Consider the following 18,848-nt stretch of genomic DNA (forward strand, 5'->3'; position numbering starts at 1 on the left):
AGATTCAAGTCTTCATTTTTTATAAATAAAATAGCTATTAATAGTGCTGTAGTTAATTTCTTACTACAAATAGGTAATCGATTGTTTATTAATTGTTTGTATGGTATCCGTTTTACGGAAAACAGCTATTCTGTAGGTTTGTAACAAGCAGATGGTGTTATACTTTTGCGGAAAGTTTTTTTTAGAAATAATTAAAAACAAAAATTTATTACCCCTTCAGCCCCATGGTATTTATGCAAGCAAACGAAGTGTTGTTTCATTTTAAAATGCTATAGGGGTTGTTTGGAGGTGGGAATCAGAATAAAAACACAAGAACAGAAAAATCGCAATTTCATTTTGTGATCTAAATTTTACTATTGAGTTAAAAAATAATTTTATGAAAAAGTATTACTTATTATTTTGGGGTGTATTATTGATGGTTTTTCAAACACAATCTCAAACTTATGGAGATTTTCCTTATGAGGAAACATTTACTAGTGGTGTGCAACCAAGTAATGTTACCTTGTTAACATCTCCTTCTACTACTATTTTTAATAGTGCACAATTTACAACTAATGGGCTTTTATTAACAGAGAAGTTAAACAATCAATTTGGAGCCGTATATGTAAATGATAAAAAGTTTGGTTCTAATAGTGGATTTCAAATCGAATTTGAGTTTCAAATATATGATAGTAGTAGTGGTGCTGATGGTATCACATTCTTTTTGTTTGACCAATCTGTTGGAACACCAAACATTGGAGGAACGAGTAGTTCTTTAGGGTATACGTACAATAGAGTTTTAGGAAATGTAGGTAGCGCGAGCTCGGCAGAAAGGTATATGGGTTTAGAGGGGGCTTATTTGGCTGTTGGTATAGATCAATATGGGAATTTTAAAAATCAAAGATTTGCCGATAACGAAAGGAAAAATGGTGTTTTACATCCTACTATTTCTAGTGGATTTTCTGGTAGTAAAAGTCACGTAACCTTAAGAGGGGCTAAAGGGAAAGTAATTAATGTTAGTAATGGTTTGCGATCAGGTTATACAGGATATCCGGTTTTAATAACACAATCTACTAAAAATTACTCTGGTACTATAGGTTCTGCAGAAATAGATACAACAGATGGGTCTTATACTTTTGGGGCCGGATTAAGCGATGATTTTGAATTTGCTACAAGTGGCCTTAGTACTAGTGAAGGTGATGCTAACTATAGAAAATGCTTTATAGATTTAGTGCCTAATCCATCAGGTGGTTTTAATATTACGGTTAAAATTCAACATGGTACTATTGTTACTACAGTTATAGATAATTTTTATTATCCAGAGTCTTTAGTATATACGGAAAATGCAAACCCTGCAGTTTCAGATTATACAGATGCAGCAGGTTCATCAGCAGGAGCAAGTACAACACATACTTTAGATGCTACGGTTCCAGATTATTTTAGATTTGGTTTTGCGGCTTCTACAGGAGGAGCTAATAACAATCACTTAATAAAAAACTTAAAAATCACATTGCCTTATGGTGCAGAAGCAGAACCAGATGCTATGGAGTATTGTGGAAATGGAACGGCTAGTAGTGTAAATCCATTATTAAATGATTTGGCTCACAATACCTCACTTGTTGCGGCTAGCACTAATATAGACCCAACTTCTTTTCAATTTATAGATGCTTTAGGGACTTCTCAAGGGCAGTCTTATACGATTTCGGGAGAAGGAACATGGAGTTTTAATGCTACTACATCATTAGCCACTTTTACCCCAGTTACTGGTTTTTATGGAGAATCTACAATAAGCTATAATGTAAAAGGTCTTGAATCTCCATATAATGATGAAGCGTATAGAAGTAATCAAGCAACAATTACAGCTACATTTGGTACAGATACAGACGGAGATGGTGTTGCCGACGCATGTGATTTAGATAATGATAACGATGGTATTTTAGATGAAGATGAGTGTAGAGATTTTTCAGACTACATCCCTGATTCGTGGGATTATGATGAAACAGCTAATAATATCAACATGTCTTCTGGAGAGATTCTGTACATCAGACCAGGTACAACGTTTACAGGAGGAATTAATAGTTTCCCTTCTGGTGCTAAAATATATGTAGGGGAGGGTGCAACCTTTTCACCCTCTAATTTCAATAGCCCATCAGGAGCTGTTTATAATTTGGGGACTATAAATTTTGGAAGCTTATCTATTAATACAGGTTTTTTCTTAAATAATAGAAGTTACGGGCTAGTAAATTTTACACAGGGTGTTAATTTTAATGGTGAAGCACAATTTTATAACTATAAAGGTGCAGAAATGCATTTTTCAACTACGTTTACTTTAGGAGCTAATTCAAATTTTTATAATTATGGAACCATAATTGCAGAGCAGGAGTTTAGTTCTAATAATGGTACTCAAGTAAATAACTATGGTATGTTTACTATTGAGAATGATAATAATTTTAATCCCAACGGGGCATTTCTTAATTATGGGACGCTACATTCTACTGGTTTTATTAATATAAACGCTAACTCAACCACAACAAATGGTTGTACACTAATTGCAGATTTAGGTTTTAATAATAATTCTAATATTGACTTTGTAAACAATGGAAAAGTTTATGTAAATAGTGGTGAAACTTCTAATAGTGGAGTTTGGAAAAACAATGGTCTTGTTGTTGGTGTAAATTTTAGGAATAGTGGTACAATGACGGGAGCAAATGGGCAATTCTATTTTACAGGAAGTACAACTAACCAAAGTACTTTTAGTGGTTCTGCTACAGAGCAATTAAATTTTTATGACAGTTCAAATTCTATTAGTTCAACTTTTGATACAGAAAATACTGCTCCTAGCAATACAACATCCCATGAATTTGCACCTGCAAGTGTGGATCCTGAGTTTATGAATTGTACTAATGTTAGTGTTACATGTAATTTAGATACAGATGGAGATGGCACACCAAATTATTTAGATACAGATAGTGATAATGATGGATGTCCGGATGCGTTAGAAGGAAGCGGAAACTTTATAGCAAGTGATTTAGATGAGAACAATATGTTATCAGGAGCTGTTGATGAAAACGGTGTAACAGTTGCAGGAAATCAAACTATTGGAAATTCACAGGATGCTAGCATAGCAGATGCTTGTGCTTGTTCTACTGGTATAGATACAGATGGTGATGGGGTTTCTGATGTTTGCGACTTAGATGATGATAACGATGGTATTTTAGATTGTGTAGAAAGAGGGTTCTCATCCACTACGAGTGTAGATGACATTTTTCAATTAAATGGATCAGCACTTCAAGCTGGCACCAATATGATTCAATTAACTACCAATAATAATGGCCAGTCAGGACAAGCTTGGAGTAACGGAAAAGTAGATTTTGCTAAAGATTTTGTTATTAGTTATGAAGCTTACTTAGGTACCAATGATGCTAATGGCGCAGATGGAATAGCAACAGTTTTTCATAATGATCCCGATGGACAAAATGCTACAGGAGCTACAGGAGGAGGTTTAGGTGCGTTAGATATAGAAAATGGAATAGTACTTGAAATTGATACTTACGATAATGGTAGTGGAGCAGGAGATATCTCAGATGATCATGGCCAGATTTGGGTAGCTGATAATCAAGCAGGTGCTGGGTTTTTAACATCAGCTATAAGCTTGGGAAATGTAGAAGATGGAACATGGAAAGAAGTTGTTATCACTTGGAATGCCACAACCAAAAACCTATCTTATACTGTTGGAGGAACCACTGCAGGTAGTTATACATTTCCAACATCTAATCCAGTCACTAGTTATTTTGGTGGAGTTAGTAACGTTTATTTTGGTTATACTGCTTCAACCGGAGGTAGTGTAAATTATCAAATTATACGATTTAACGATTTTTGTTCTAATCTTCCTTTAGAATTAGATACAGATGGAGATGGACTCCCAAATCATTTAGATTTAGATAGTGATAATGATGGTATTCCAGACAATATTGAAGCACAAACTACAGTAGGTTATATTACTCCAAATGGTGATTATGATGGAGATGGTGTAGATACAGCTTATACAGGAGGTTTAATACCTGTAGATACCGATGAAGATGGAGTTCCAGATTATATTGATTTAGATGCTGACAATGATGGTGATTATGATGTAGTTGAGTCTGGTAGTAATTTTCCTAATGATGGAATCGGAATGGTAACTGGCAACTTAGGAACAAATGGATTAGTAGATAATGCAGAAACGGATGGAAACGACCAAGGCTATGAAGATGTTAACGGAATTTTCGAAGACCCAAAAACAGACTTTACAGATACAGATGGCGATGTATTATTTAATGGCGATGTAGATTATAGAGATACAGAACTGAGTGGAGTACCAATGATTACACAAGTATATCAAAAAGGAACAGAAAAATGGATAGAAGTTACTAATATTGGTAACACAGATATTCCTGCTAATTTAATTAAGGTTCAATTGTATACAGATAGGATAGGAGCGCAAACAACAGCACCTACTGCATCGTACACTTTTTCTTCAGCATTAGCTGCTGGTAAATCTATATTGTTTAAAAAGACAGGAAATACAATAACAAATATTGAAGATTCTGAAGCATCTAGAATTATAACTGATGATAATTTAACAACTTTTTCTGGAGGAGATGATATGATTACGTTGTCTACAACAAATGACGCTACTTCTTACGAAAATAGATATGATGTTGTTCTATCTTTTGCAGATAACACTTCTTACGTAAGAATAGATGAAACATTAGTACCAAATAAAGACTATGAAGCTGATGAATGGGTGATTTTTATAGACGATGCAATTGAATCTTATTCTAATCCATTAGATGATATAAATGATGTAGAGCGTCATGCACATGCGCCATTAATTTCTGAGATTGCAAATGCAAATGCAGAAGCAAATATTAGATTAGGTTTGCATAGAATTAAATTAACTGATAGAATTACAGACCCAAATGATGCAAATAATACTATTTGGTCTAATGGATACCCAGATAGATCTAGAAATGTAAAGGTTTCAGAAGATTATAATCACAATGATAATGTCTTAAATAAATTAAGTGCAAGAAAGTTAGAGGTAAGAAACGGAAGTACACTTAGTGTTACGGATAATTTATTAGTAGTTACCAATGAAGTAGTAATAACAGCTACTAATGATGAAATTAGATTAATTAGTTCTGATGATACTAACAAATCTCAGTTAATACAAACGCATACAACTGAGTCTAAAGTAACAGGAGGTGGTAAATTGTTAATAGACCAAAACTCTACAATACCAAGTAGATACAGATATAACTATTTAAGTTCTCCTGTAAATACTATCGGAGCTATAACCTACTCTATAGAAGATGTTTTAAAAGACGGAACAATACCATTAAGTGATATTTCTGCGATTACAGACATTACTTTTGTAGCTGGTTATGATGGAGATTATACAAAATCTCCTATAGAAATTGCAGATTACTGGATTTATAATTACACAGCATCTTCAGATGGAAGATCTAATTGGAACCACATGTATAAATCTGGGGATATCAAACAAACAGATGGATTTATCTTTAAAGGACCAGGGAGTGAAAATCAAAATACAAATGGACAAAACTATACGTTTGTAGGTATGCCAAAAGACGGTTTGTTAGAAACGACTATTGGTGCAGGAGAATCTTATTTAATAGGAAATCCGTATGCATCTGCTATAAGTGTTAAAAAGTTTATAGAAGATAATTTAGACACAAGTACTGGTAGTTTATATTTCTGGGAGCATGAACAAAGTGTTTTAGGGGATAACGATATTAGAGGTCATTATTATGGTGGGTATATTGGAGGTTATGGAGTAAGAAACCTATCTATGGGAACTGCGGCTAATAATGTATCGATAAACGCTGATGACCCTAACGATGGTGCTCCGAGTTTAGGGAGTGGTTCTTATACAGCGCCAAAAGCTTTTATTGCTATCGGCCAAGGATTCTTTATAGAAGGAGATGATGTGGCCTCTACAGGTGTAGATAATATTAAATTTAACAATAGCCAGAGAGAGTATATGCAAGAAGGAGCAAATTCTCATTTCTTTAAAAGTGAAAACAAGGAATCTAGTACTAAAACAACAACTTATCAAAATACGTTACCTATTATTAAATTAGGAATGGATTATGTTAATGATGATAATTTAGGACTGCATAGACAATTAGGTGTTTCTTTTAAAAATAACAATTCATTTGAGTTTGATAAAGGATATGATACCGGAATTTTTGATATCGGAACTACGGATCTTTATTGGAAGTTTCCAGGTGATGATAGTAAATATGTAATTGCTGGTGTACAAAGTATTTCTGATGATTTAGAAGTGCCTTTAGAATTGCTAATGTCTAAAAACGGAGAAGTAACGTTTGGTATAGATGAATGGAATGCAATTAATAAAAATGTTTATATAATAGATAAATTAACCAATACCTCTTATAATATTACAGATGGAAAAGTTACTGTAGCCATAGAAAAAGGTATTTATTCAGATCGTTTCGTACTTGCTTTTAGAGAGATTGGTGTGCTTGGTTTAGAAGGAAATGTTTGGTCCAATGGTCTTCATATTTATTCGGATAATAAGAACCATAGTATTGTAATTTCTAAAAATCTAGACTTAAACCTTCACAAAGTAGAATTGTTTGATATTCTAGGTAAAAAAGTAAGCTTTTGGAATATTAATGAACAGAAAACGTCTTACCAATTAGAGATTGAAAAGCAAATTCCAACAGGTATTTACATCGTAAAAATAAACACGGATAATGGTATCATAAATAAGAAAGTTGTAGTAGAATAAAAAAGTAGAGATAGTTTTTCTAAAAATACAAAAAACGAATAGAAATAAGGCTATAATAGAAAAGATTAATTAGAGAGGTTTTAAGTAAGTTTCTCCTTTTAATTGTAATTTTTAGTTCAATCCCCATAGAACTAAACTCTTTTCTATTGAGCCTTTTTAAAAAAAGAAGAATATATGATTTTTTTACAAGTACCACCACCAATGGGACCACCACCACCTCCAGGACTTCCTATTGATTCAGGAGTAATTACATTACTAATTATTGCTGTTATTTATGGAATACTACTTATTAGGGCAAAATCCAGTAAGTACCATTCAAAAAATTGCCCTATTTGTAATTCAAAAAAAATTAATCGTTTACTTAAAAGTTATTTTTATAAAGGAATACCTATTCTTACTAAAAAATATGAATGTAAAAATGTATTTGTAATACTACTGTTTTCTAAAGTAAAGCGTAAGGTTGTTTTTACAATTCAAAATAATAACTAAGTTAATTTTTAACTGATATAAAACAACATTGATGAGAAGTTTTTTATATATTCTATTTAGTACTTTTATTATTACACAATCATTCGGTCAATCTACCGAAAAAAACATCATAAACACAGACAGTACCGAAGTAAAAGGTAAGGACATTATTAAAGACAATAACACCTGGGCAATTGGTGGTGGTTTTAGTAATTTTATCATGCATGGAGATCTACGTTCTATAAGCGTTGCTGATGATTTTAATTATTGGAATTTCGGTGGTTATATTTATGTAGATAAAATGTTCAACCCAATCTTAGGTTTAGAACTTAAAGCTACATATACTAAAATGTCTGGAGGAGTACAATCATTCTCAAACGGATATTCTCTCAGATATGTACCAAATAATGTTATTAGTGATGCTGATTTTCGCTTTGAAGGTAGATCTTATGGTGCTGAGTTAAATTTAATCGTAAGTTTTACAAATATGTTTAAAAGAGAGTCTACTAAATGGCGTGCTACAGGATATTTTGGAGTTGGATATCATCAATATGATTCTGCTCTTTATAAAACAGATCCAACAGGAGCAACACCAGATGAACTTTTAGTTGACTTTGGTTACAACCCTGATAGAAATAGTGTAAATGAAGCAAGTTCTATCTTTTTATCTGCACAACTAGGTGTAAAAAGAAAAATAAGTAGAAGATTAGATCTAGAATTTAGAACAGGAATGTACTTTAATAATGAAGATCATTTAGACGCAGCTGTTTCTGATAAACAAACTTGGGAAAGCTTTTTTGTGACTAGTTTAGGAGTTGTTTTTAAATTAGGAAAGAAAAAAGAATACATTATATGGGCTGCTGAAGAAGCTCCTGGAGCACAATTTAAAATTGTTGATACAGATAACGATGGTGTAATGGATGAATTAGATGTAGAGCCAAACACTCCAAAAGGTGCAATGGTATATGGTAACGGTCAGGCTGTAGATACAGACGGAGATGGTTTACCAGATTACAAAGATAAATGTCCTTTAGAATATGGACCACTATCAAATGAAGGTTGTCCTTTAAATATAGATACAGACGGAGACGGTGTAATGGATGCAAAAGATTTATGTCCTAATACTCCAGGTCCAGTAGAAAACAGAGGTTGTCCTAAACAAGAAGCAGTAGCTCCTGTTAACATTACACAACAAATTGGATTGTTAGCTACTAGTATTTACTTTGATACCAATAAAGATGTAATTAAGTTAGTGTCTTATAGTACTATTGATGAAATCGTAGGACTAATGAAACAAGTACCTGATGTAAGATTTGTTATTGAAGGTCATACAGATAGTAGAAATAGTGATAGATACAACTTATATTTATCTCAAAGAAGAGCAGAAAGTGTAAGAAAATACATGATCAAACAAGGTATTGCTAACGAAAGATTAGAACCTAAAGGTTATGGTGAATCTAGACCTAAATTCTCTAACGAGAATGCTGGAGGTAGACAATTAAATAGAAGGGTTGAAATTAAACCAATAAATGCGACAGTACCAGTAAAAAGAATTGATTGAAATAGATGAAAACTAAATGTTGTATCTAGTGAAAAAGGTAGTGTTAAAAAAGATTTTATTAAATGCTACCTTTATTTTGAAAGTGAGTAGGTGTTTTAGTAACAAAATTAATTAAATTATAAATTTAATGATGATAAGCTTAATAACTCCTAAAAGTGAAGTTTCTGGGAATTTTGGAATTATATTATTTTTTGTAATCATGTTAACTATATTGTTACTGTTTCGGAAAATATATGACAAAAACAAATAAAAAGGCAATATTAAATAAGAAATCTAGCGTTGTGTACTAAAATTACTTAAAAGGATTTAGAACGTATTTAAAATAAAAACTCCTAACAATTTAAATTGTTAGGAGTTTTTATTTTTATAAAAGGAACTTATTTGATTATTTCATCAAATAAGCCTTTAAATCTTCATAGCTAGAAGCTTTTATAGCAACTTTAGTATTGTTGATTACTTTTTTAATTTGTGCTGGTATTTCTACTTTAACGGGTAAGGTTTCTTCTACAACATCTAAAAACTTTACTGGATGAGCTGTTTCTAAGAAAACACCAAATTCGTTTTCTTTTAATCCATGTTTTTTTAATCCTAAATAACCAACGGCTCCATGAGGATCTGCAACATAACCAGAGTTTGAATAAATTTCTTTCATAGTGGCACGCGTTTCATCATCAGAAAAACTATACGAAGAAAAAGCACTTTTAAGAGCTTCTAAATCATTATTGAATAATTCTTGTATTCTGATAAAGTTACTTGGGTTACCAACGTCCATAGCGTTAGAGATGGTTGCTTTAGATGGTTTTGGTTTGTAAATTCCGTCTACTAAATAATTAGGTACGGTATCATTTACGTTTGTAGAAGCTACAAAGTGTTTGATAGGTAAACCTAATTTTTGAGCCATAATTCCTGCACAGATGTTTCCGAAGTTTCCGCTTGGTACAGAAAAGATTAAATCTTTGTGTTTTTTGTGTAATTCTTTATAAGCAAAGAAAAAGTAAAACATTTGTGGTAACCAACGTGCAACGTTTATAGAATTTGCTGAGGTTAATGTTTTTGTAATTTCTTCATCTAAAAAAGCAGTTTTTACCATTTCTTGACAATCATCAAAAACTCCATCAACTTCTAAAGCAGTAATATTCTGACCAAGAGTTGTTAATTGTTTTTCTTGAATGTCACTTACTTTTCCTGAAGGATATAAAATAACAACGTTTACGCCTTTTGCGCCTAAAAATCCGTTTGCAACTGCACCACCAGTATCTCCAGAAGTTGCTACTAAAACAGTAACTTCATCGTCATTATCTTTATTAAAATACTCTAAACATTGTGCCATAAATTTTGCGCCAACGTCTTTAAAAGCCATGGTTGGACCATGAAACAATTCTAAAGAAGCAATATTATCATCCACTTTTACCAAGGGAAAATCGAAAGAAACCGTTTTTGCAACAATGTCTTTTAATTTTTCAGCAGGAATTTCATCTCCTACAAACTGTTTAATTACTTCATAAGCAATTTCATGATTCGAATAATCAGAAATGTTTTCGATAAAATCTTTTGAAAGCTGTTGAATATTATCAGGAAAATAAATTCCTCTATCTTTTGCTAAGCCTTCTACAACTGCGTTTTTAAATGTTGATTTTGGCGATTTATGGTGTAAACTGTAGTAGTTCATTTTTTGTTGATTATTAGTCATTGCGAGAGGAACGAAGTAATCTGTTTGCTATAAAGAGATTACTTCTGTCATTTTCCCTTCGTAATGACGATTAATTTTGTTTTAATATTTTCATTCCTTCATGATTCACTTTAGAAATAAACATTTCAAAGGCGATTCCTGTGTTTTTATAGCTTTCTTCGATGCTTTTGTAAACCTTATTGGCAATTTCATCACCTTTACAAAGCGCGAAAATTGTGGGGCCGGAACCACTAATTCCTGCACCTAAAGCACCTGCTTTTATGGCTGCGTTTTTAACATCGTCAAAATGTGGAATTAATTTTTTACGATGAGGTTCTACAATAATATCTACTAAAGAATTACTGATTAAGTTGTAGTTATCAGAGTATAAACCGCTAATTAAACCACCAACATTAGCCCATTGTGTAACAGCATCTTTCAAAGCTATTTCTGTAGGTAAAACTTCTCTAGCATCTTTTGTTTTTACTTCTACCTGCGGATGAATTGCCACAACTCTTAATTCACTAGGAACCGGTAATTTTATAATTTCTAAAGGACTATAGCTTCTTACTAAAACAAAACCTCCATAAATTGCAGCCGAAACATTGTCGGCAATTGGAGTTCCGCAAGCTACTTCTTCACCAAACATGGCAAATTTTGTCAATTCTAAATCCGAATAAATATTACCTAATAATTGATTTGCACCAAAAGCAGCACCAGCAGCACTAGCGGCAGAACTTCCTAAGCCACTTCCTGGAGAAAAGCCTTTGTGAATTGTTAATTCGATTCCAAAATCTGCGTTTGCTTCATTCAGTATTTTTTTAACAACGGCACTTGCAGCATTTTCATCAACATTGTATGTTAAATTTGCACCGGTAATATTTGTTATTTTAACGCCTTTTTCAGTTGTTTTTGTAAAAGTCATTTCATCTCCAATTGCATCAACAGCAAAACCTAGAGAATCGAATCCGCAAGAAACATTAGCAACAGTAGCGGGAGCAAAAATTTTTAAATAATCCATATTTTTTAGTTTGCAGTCTACAGTATTCAGTTTTCAGTCAGTTGTTAACTGAAAACTGCTACTGCCAACTGAATGCTTTTTTATTTATTTGCAATTCTAATTACATCAGCAAAAATACCAGAAGCAGTAACATCTGCACCAGCACCAGCACCTTTTATAATTAAAGGGTTTTCTGGGTATCTGTCTGTAAAGAATAACACAATATTATCACTTCCTTCTAAATTATAAAAAGGATGATCTGACGGAATGTGTTGTAAGCCAACATTTGCTTTTCCATCAGCAAATTCTGCAACATATTTTAAGCGGCAATCTTTGTCGTTTGCTTCTTTAAATATATTTTGAAAATGTGCTTCGTTTTTAGTTAATGATGCGTAAAAATCATCATTATTAGTGGTTTTTAAACTGTCTTCAGGTAAAAAGGCATTTTTTGCAATGTCTTCTAATTCCATTTTATAGCCACTTTCTCTGGCTAAAATTAAGATTTTTCTAGCAACATCAACACCACTTAAATCAATCTTTGGATCTGGTTCTGTATATCCTTCTTTTTGAGCAGCAGCAACTACATCATGAAAAGTTGAATCTGCATTAAAGTTATTGAAAACAAAATTTAAACTTCCAGATAATACTGCTTGAATTTTATTGACTCTATCGCCAGAGTTTACTAAATTCTTTAAAGTATCTATAATTGGTAAACCTGCACCAACATTTGTTTCAAATAAGAAAGAAGCATTGTATTTTCTAGAAACTTGTTTTAAGGTTTTATAATTGTCGAAGCTAGAAGCACAAGCAATTTTATTACAAGTTACAACAGAAATACTGTCTCGTAAATATTTTTCATAGATTTCAGAAACTTGCTGATTTGCAGTATTGTCTATAAAAACACTATTAATATGGTTGCTTTCTTTTACTTTTTTATGAAAACTGTCTAAAGTTGTAGGTTCTCCGTTTTCTAAAGCTTCTTTCCAATTATTTAGATCGATACCATTATCATCGAAAGCCATTTTTCTAGAATTCGCAATTCCAATAACCTTAATACTTAATTTTAAGTTATCTTTTAAGAACTTTTTTTGTTGATGTATTTGAGCTAAAAAGCGTTCGCCAACATTGCCAACACCAGTTACAAACAAGTTTAGTTGTTTCGTTCTTTCTTCAAAGAATTGCTCATGTAATGTGTTTAAAGCCTTTTTTGCATCATATTTATTAATTACAGCAGAGATGTTTTTTTCTGATGAACCTTGTGCAATTGCTCTAACATTTACATTGTTTCTACCTAAGGCGCTAAACATTTGTCCGCTTAAACCTTGGTAGTTTTTCATGCTTTCACCAACTACGGCAATAATTGCTAAATTACTTTCAACAATAATTGGTTTTATTTTTTTCTTGTCTATTTCTATACTGAAGGTATCGTCTAAAAGTTCTTTAGCTTTTGCTGCATCATTTTCAAAGACTCCTACACAAATAGAGTGTTCTGATGAAGCTTGAGTAATAAAAACAACATTTATTTTAGCGACAGAAAGAGTTTCGAACAAGCGTTTAGAAAAACCAGGAATTCCAACCATTCCACCACCTTCTAAAGTGATTAAGCTAATGTCTTCTATATGAGAAATACCTTTTACTTCATTTCCGTTTTCTGGATTCTTACAAATTAAAGTTCCTGCGCTTTCTGGTTCGAACGTGTTTTTAATACGAATAGCAATTCCTTTTCTTAAAGCAGGTTGAATTGTTGGTGGGTACAAAACTTTTGCTCCAAAATGTGACAATTCCATGGCTTCTTCATAAGAAATTTCTGAAATAGGATATGCGTGCTTTACAACTCTAGGGTTTGCAGTGAACATACCAGAAACGTCTGTCCAGATTTGTAATTCATTTGTTTCTAAAGCAGCAGCATAAATGGCAGCGGTAAAATCAGAACCACCTCTGCCTAGAGTAGTTGTTTCTTCAAAAATATTAGAAGAGATAAAACCTCCTAAAACAACAACCTGATGCTTATTTTTTTCAAAAAATGAAGTAATATTATTATTAGTGACTTTAAAGTTTACCTGCGCATTTAAATATTCATTGTTAGTAATAATTAAATCTCTGCTTTCTTTATGAGCAGCGTCAAACAATTCTTTTGCAGCATTTGCAATAATGTAAGATGATAGTCTTTCTCCAAAACTATATACTTTTGCTAATGTTTTGTCAGATAATTCTTGCAATAAGAAAACGCCTTCGTAAATAGATGTTAATCTATCGAATAAATAGGTGATTTCTTCGTGAACTTCTTTTTTGTTTTTTACAATTAAATCATCAATTACTTCAAAATGAAGTTCTTTAATGGTTTCTAATGTTTCTTTAGCTGTGGTAATGTCTTCTAAAGCTTCATTAGCACCGGCTAATAATTTATCGGTAGTTTTTCCGAATGCAGAAACTACTACGGCTATTTTTTCTTTTTTAGATGCAGCCTCAACAATAGCTAAGACTTTTTGTATTTTCTCTGAACTTGCGACAGATGAACCGCCAAATTTTAATACTTTCATTTTTAATGAATAGTTTAAGTAATTAAATTTTTTTTGAGTTTGTTTCGTTTTTACCCGAAACAATATATAACCTGTGGTGATATGAATATAGTAGAACCCCTAAAGGGTAATTGTTGTAATCGTGCGTGTAATTGTGCGCATAGAAGTATAAACTACGTTGGTAGTTTTAGAAGAATTAATATGTGTATTAGATAAACTCACAAAGCAAAAATAGGAGTATTATTTAATATTTCCCCTTTTGATGGAGATTATTTCGTAAAATTTAATGATTTATGCAGTATTATTAAAAATAGGCTATTTCTAATATGGTTTTACGATTATTTGTTAATTGGTTTTATTTTTTCTTTAATTATTAAAGCAATCGGTTTATTTTGAATTTTGCTTTCTAACCAAGATAGGATGTCTAAATATAAGAAGGCTCTTTTTTCATACGGATGGTTCTCAAATGTTTTTAATTTGGCATGAATCTTCTTAAATTCATTTTTAATCTCATGTGGAAAAACATCACTTAAATCTCTAATGGAAGTTAGAAAAACCTTTTGTACTTCTTGTAGGTTTTCCATTTTTAGTAAGAACTTGTAGGTATCTACAAACTGTCTTTCTAGATCGTAATCTAATCCACATTCATAATGTGCAATCAAGTTTAAAATACGTGCAAAACATTGTAAGTCCTCTGCAGAACCTATGTTCTTAGAGCGAATTATTTTTTGTAAATAAATAATGCACAATTTGTTTTTACCCATTCCAAAATACAAGCAAGCTATTTTATAATAGAGTAAAACAATAAAATGACTGTCTAGTCTGTTTTTATACTTTTCAATTTTATTATTAATAATTTCAACAAGATATTCTCCTTTTTCAAAAGAGCCTTCTAAGAAGTGTAAGTGTAGTTTGTTAGCGTACAAATACAAGAATATCAACAACTCTGTATTGGTATTCATTGGTATTTCTTTCCTGTCAATTTCCTCTTCAAAAGCGGTAAGTTCTTTTTTAAAGGTTGATACTTTTTTTACGAGAAAACAAGATTCTAATAGGTAGTTTTTAGATTTTAAATAAAAAACTGGGTGCGTGTTTATCAGTTTAGGGCAGTCAAATAAATCTACACATTTTTTAGCGTATTTATAGCTTAATAAAAAGTCTTGCACCAAAAAACTATGCCATAAATGTGCCTTGTATAGCCATAATTTTTCACGAAATCCTAATTTTTGATAATCGTACTTTGGCATTCGGTCGCTAAAATATTTATCAACAAACTGTAATTCTTCTTCGTTTTTTACATAGCCGTTTTGTATTAAATGACTGTATAACTGTAGCGATAAATTAGAAAGTTTACTATGAATTACATTGTCTTGACTTAATTCTTTTGCTTGTACAGATAGTTGATTTGCTCTGTTGCTTAAACTCCTTGTAATGTATTGTGTTTCTATTACCTTTTCTAGTTCTACAATTTCATAAGCTATATTTTTTTCCTCATTATCCAAAGCCATGTTTTTGGCCTTTTCTAAAAGTTTCAAACTTTGTTTGTAGAGTCCTTTTTGATATAATACCGTTGCAAAATCTAATTGTTCTCTAATTTGAATTCGTACGTTTTTATGAGCAGGGTTTAAACGTAAACTAATTAAAATTTGTTTGTATAAATGCGCCTTTAAGTTAGAAAGTTGTTGTTTAGAAACAATTCCGCTGCCAATAATAACTTTTTCATCATATACCTTTAGTTTTTCTAAAAATTTAAATAAAGAAAAAAACTTAGCATCGATGTTTCCACCTAATCTTCCTACATATAAGTTAAACTGCCTCTTTTCTGATTTAGTTAAAGACTTAATTAAAACAAATAGAGCATCATTTTGTTGATTGGCTAATGTAACATTTTTACTCATAAAAAACTGGCAATTAGGTATTTAAGTTTTTATAGGTGATATTAGAAATCGTACGGAGCTGTAAAAATAACTATTTATTTTAAGTTCGATATATACATTTGAGTTTAAATAAGATAATCTTTACAGATATTATGCAAGATAACAAGGTTCAAATTTTTGATACAACATTGAGAGATGGGGAGCAGGTCCCTGGGTGTAAGTTAGATACAAAACAAAAATTGGTAATTGCTGAAAGATTAGATTTGTTGGGTGTAAATGTAATTGAAGCTGGTTTTCCGGTTTCTAGCCCAGGAGATTTTATTTCAGTAACTGAGATTTCAAAAATTATAAAAAATGCTACAGTTTGTGGTTTAACCAGAGCTGTAGAAAATGATATTAAAGTAGCTGCAGAAGCACTAAAATATGCAAAATACCCAAGAATTCATACGGGTATTGGTACAAGTGATTCTCATATTCAATTCAAATTTAATTCAACAAGAGAAAAAGTAATAGAACGTGCTGTAAAAGCAGTTTCTTATTCAAAGTCTTTTGTAGAAGATGTAGAGTTTTACGCAGAAGATGCTGGTAGAACAGATAATGAATATTTAGCAAGAGTTTGTGAAGCTGTTATTAAAGCTGGAGCAACAGTTTTAAATATTCCAGATACAACGGGGTATTGTTTGCCAGAAGAGTATGGGGCAAAAATTAAATATTTACGTGAAAACGTAAAAGGCATAGATAACGTAATTCTTTCATGCCATTGCCATAACGATTTAGGTATGGCAACAGCAAATTCTATTGCAGGTGTAATTAATGGTGCTCGTCAAATTGAGTGTACTATTAATGGTATTGGAGAAAGAGCAGGAAATACAGCGCTAGAAGAAGTGGTTATGGTGTTAAAGCAACACCCGTATTTAAACCTAGAAACAAGTATCGATACAAAACTATTGTATGATACAAGTATTATGGTTAGAGAGAGTATGGGAATGCCGGTACAACCTAACAAAGCAATTGTTGGTGCAAATGCATTTGCGCATAGTTCTGGTATACATCAAGACGGAGTTATAAAAAACAGAGAAACATACGAAATTATGGATCCTGAAGATGTTGGTGTTACAGAAAGTGCAATTGTATTAACTGCAAGAAGTGGTAGAGCAGCATTGGCGTACAGAGCCAAAAAGATTGGTTATGAGCTAACAAAAGTTCAGTTAGATGTTGCTTATGATGCTTTTTTAAGTACAGCAGATAAGCAAAAAGAAGTAAAAGATGACGATATTCATGCTATTATGATAGAGGTTAGTAAAATCTCTAAGGTAGCAACAGTGTAAAAAGAAACTTTGTCTTCGAGGGTAGTTGTGAATTTTGATACAACAATTAAAAATAATCAACTACCTTTGATAACAGAATAATTTTAGATTACAAGTACAGAATGAAATATACAATTGCAATAATCCCGGGAGATGGTATTGGACCAGAAGTAACCACGCAAGCAAAAAAAGCTTTAGATGCGGTGGCAGAAGTTTACGACCATATATTTTTATATAAAGAAGCTCAAATGGGCGCTTGTGCAATTGACAAAACAGGTGATCCATTACCGCAGGAAACCATAGAAATATGTAAAAATGCAGATGCAGTTTTATGTGGGGCTATTGGAGAATTAAAATATGATAATGACCCAACCTTAAAAGTAAGACCTGAACAAGGTTTATTGCGTTTAAGACAGGAGTTAGAGTTGTTTTGTAATGTAAGACCTGTAAAAGCATATCCTAAATTACTTAAAAACTCTCCTCTTAAAAAAGAAATTATTTCAGGAACAGATATCGTTATTTATAGGGAGTTAACATCTGGAATTTACTTCGGTAAAAAAGAAATAAGCGAAGATGGTTTAAAAGCATCAGACGTTTGTTCTTATACGGTAGATGAAATTTCTAGAATTACACACTTAGCTTTTAAAGCAGCTCAAGACAGAAAGAAAAAAGTAACTTTAATTGATAAAGCAAATGTTTTAGCAACTTCTCGTTTATGGAGAAAAACAGTTGCAAAAATTGGAGAAGAATATCCAGATGTTGCTTTAGATTTTATGTTTATAGATAATGCAGCAATGCAAATTGTATTAAACCCAAAACGTTTCGATGTTATATTAACAGAAAACCTTTTTGGAGATGTTATTTCAGATGTAGCCTGTGTAATCGGAGGTTCAATCGGTATCTTGGCATCAAGTTCAGTAGGAGAAAAAAATGCATTATTCGAGCCAATTCACGGTTCATATCCGCAAGCAGCAGGTAAAGATATTGCCAATCCTTTAGCGTCTATTTTATCAGCAGCACTTATGTTAGAACATTTGGGTTTACATGATGAAGCAGATGCAATACAAAGAGCTGTAGAAAAATCGTTAGATTTAGGTATAACAACACAAGATTTAAAAGGCAAAAACCAGTATTCGGCTTCCACTGCAAAAGTGGGCGATTTTATAGCAGATTATATTGCGAACCAAGAAGATAGTAATATGAATTTTAAAAACATTCATATGGGGCAAAGCACAATAATTTAAGTTTTTTAGAAGCTGTTTCCAGCTTTCATTACTCGCTTTTTTTGTAAAAAACAAAAAAGAGCTCAAACAGACCATTCAATCTGGGCTAGACTTGTTTGTGAGCAATCATCAATAAAAAAATATTAGTTGCGTATTAAAATATAAATCGCAATATTTACACCAGTGAAAAAACAATTATTAAATATTATTTCTATTATCAACGTCATCGTAATTATTACGAATTGGTAAGGAAGTGATATTTATATTTTTTATAAACGAACCTTCCATTAAAATGGAAGGTTTTTTTATGAATTTATTTTAAAGATTGAGTATCATAATTAAGTAGGCTTAATTAGTTTAAATTCAATTGATTAAGGTGTTTTTTTAACACGTGAATTTAAAGTAAGTTATTGAATTTTATTCAA

9 protein-coding genes are annotated in these 18,848 nt (G+C 31.9%); 5 read left to right on the plus strand and 4 right to left on the minus strand.

Features of this window, described 5'->3' with window-relative positions; translation table 11 throughout:
* Positions 1 to 376: 376 nt before the first annotated feature.
* From H0I27_RS02395 to H0I27_RS02405, 3 genes are all read left to right on the plus strand, one after another.
* Positions 377 to 6,799, plus strand: a complete 6,423-nt coding sequence (locus H0I27_RS02395) for a T9SS type A sorting domain-containing protein (protein WP_218732335.1) — start codon at positions 377 to 379, stop codon at positions 6,797 to 6,799.
* Between the two features lie 174 nt (positions 6,800 to 6,973).
* The gene (locus tag H0I27_RS02400; RefSeq protein WP_218732336.1) at positions 6,974 to 7,288 is read left to right on the plus strand and encodes a hypothetical protein; all 315 of its coding nucleotides are present in this window, start codon (positions 6,974 to 6,976) and stop codon (positions 7,286 to 7,288) included.
* Positions 7,289 to 7,319: 31 nt separating this feature from the next.
* Positions 7,320 to 8,828: an OmpA family protein gene (locus H0I27_RS02405; protein WP_218732337.1), complete on the plus strand. Its 1,509-nt coding sequence runs from the start codon at positions 7,320 to 7,322 to the stop codon at positions 8,826 to 8,828.
* 385 nt (positions 8,829 to 9,213) lie between these two features.
* Here H0I27_RS02405 and thrC read toward each other — a convergent pair whose 3' ends face one another.
* From thrC to H0I27_RS02425, 4 genes are all read right to left on the minus strand, one after another.
* Positions 9,214 to 10,497 (minus strand): threonine synthase, encoded by a 1,284-nt coding sequence (gene thrC / locus H0I27_RS02410; RefSeq protein ID WP_218732338.1) that lies wholly within the window; start codon positions 10,495 to 10,497, stop codon positions 9,214 to 9,216.
* A 91-nt stretch (positions 10,498 to 10,588) separates the two neighbouring features.
* Positions 10,589 to 11,518 carry a homoserine kinase gene (locus H0I27_RS02415; RefSeq protein ID WP_218732339.1) on the minus strand — a complete coding sequence of 310 codons (930 nt, stop codon included), beginning with the start codon at positions 11,516 to 11,518 and terminating at the stop codon, positions 10,589 to 10,591.
* An 80-nt stretch (positions 11,519 to 11,598) separates the two neighbouring features.
* On the minus strand, positions 11,599 to 14,037 hold the full coding sequence (thrA, locus tag H0I27_RS02420) for a bifunctional aspartate kinase/homoserine dehydrogenase I (protein ID WP_218732340.1): 2,439 nt from the start codon (positions 14,035 to 14,037) through the stop codon (positions 11,599 to 11,601).
* A 317-nt stretch (positions 14,038 to 14,354) separates the two neighbouring features.
* Positions 14,355 to 15,914, minus strand: a complete 1,560-nt coding sequence (locus tag H0I27_RS02425) for a hypothetical protein (protein WP_218732341.1) — start codon at positions 15,912 to 15,914, stop codon at positions 14,355 to 14,357.
* Positions 15,915 to 16,045: 131 nt separating this feature from the next.
* Between H0I27_RS02425 and H0I27_RS02430 the strand changes: the two genes are divergently transcribed.
* Positions 16,046 to 17,221, plus strand: coding sequence for a 2-isopropylmalate synthase (locus tag H0I27_RS02430; RefSeq protein WP_218732342.1), 1,176 nt, complete (start codon positions 16,046 to 16,048; stop codon positions 17,219 to 17,221).
* A 101-nt stretch (positions 17,222 to 17,322) separates the two neighbouring features.
* Positions 17,323 to 18,444 carry a 3-isopropylmalate dehydrogenase gene (gene leuB, locus H0I27_RS02435; RefSeq protein WP_218732343.1) on the plus strand — a complete coding sequence of 374 codons (1,122 nt, stop codon included), beginning with the start codon at positions 17,323 to 17,325 and terminating at the stop codon, positions 18,442 to 18,444.
* The last annotated feature ends 404 nt before the right edge of the window (positions 18,445 to 18,848 follow it).

Source organism: Polaribacter sp. HaHaR_3_91, assembly GCF_019278525.1.
Classification (GTDB): domain Bacteria; phylum Bacteroidota; class Bacteroidia; order Flavobacteriales; family Flavobacteriaceae; genus Polaribacter.

What these genes read in the sequence shown, in the direction of transcription:
- H0I27_RS02405 (WP_218732337.1), top strand. Translation starts at nt 7,320, where the DNA reads ATGAGAAGTTTTTTATATATTCTATTTAGTACTTTTATTATTACACAA.
- H0I27_RS02400 (WP_218732336.1), top strand. Translation starts at nt 6,974, where the DNA reads ATGATTTTTTTACAAGTACCACCACCAATGGGACCACCACCACCTCCA.
- thrC (WP_218732338.1), bottom strand. Translation starts at nt 10,497, where the DNA reads ATGAACTACTACAGTTTACACCATAAATCGCCAAAATCAACATTTAAA.
- leuB (WP_218732343.1), top strand. Translation starts at nt 17,323, where the DNA reads ATGAAATATACAATTGCAATAATCCCGGGAGATGGTATTGGACCAGAA.
- H0I27_RS02395 (WP_218732335.1), top strand. Translation starts at nt 377, where the DNA reads ATGAAAAAGTATTACTTATTATTTTGGGGTGTATTATTGATGGTTTTT.
- H0I27_RS02425 (WP_218732341.1), bottom strand. Translation starts at nt 15,914, where the DNA reads ATGAGTAAAAATGTTACATTAGCCAATCAACAAAATGATGCTCTATTT.
- thrA (WP_218732340.1), bottom strand. Translation starts at nt 14,037, where the DNA reads ATGAAAGTATTAAAATTTGGCGGTTCATCTGTCGCAAGTTCAGAGAAA.
- H0I27_RS02430 (WP_218732342.1), top strand. Translation starts at nt 16,046, where the DNA reads ATGCAAGATAACAAGGTTCAAATTTTTGATACAACATTGAGAGATGGG.
- H0I27_RS02415 (WP_218732339.1), bottom strand. Translation starts at nt 11,518, where the DNA reads ATGGATTATTTAAAAATTTTTGCTCCCGCTACTGTTGCTAATGTTTCT.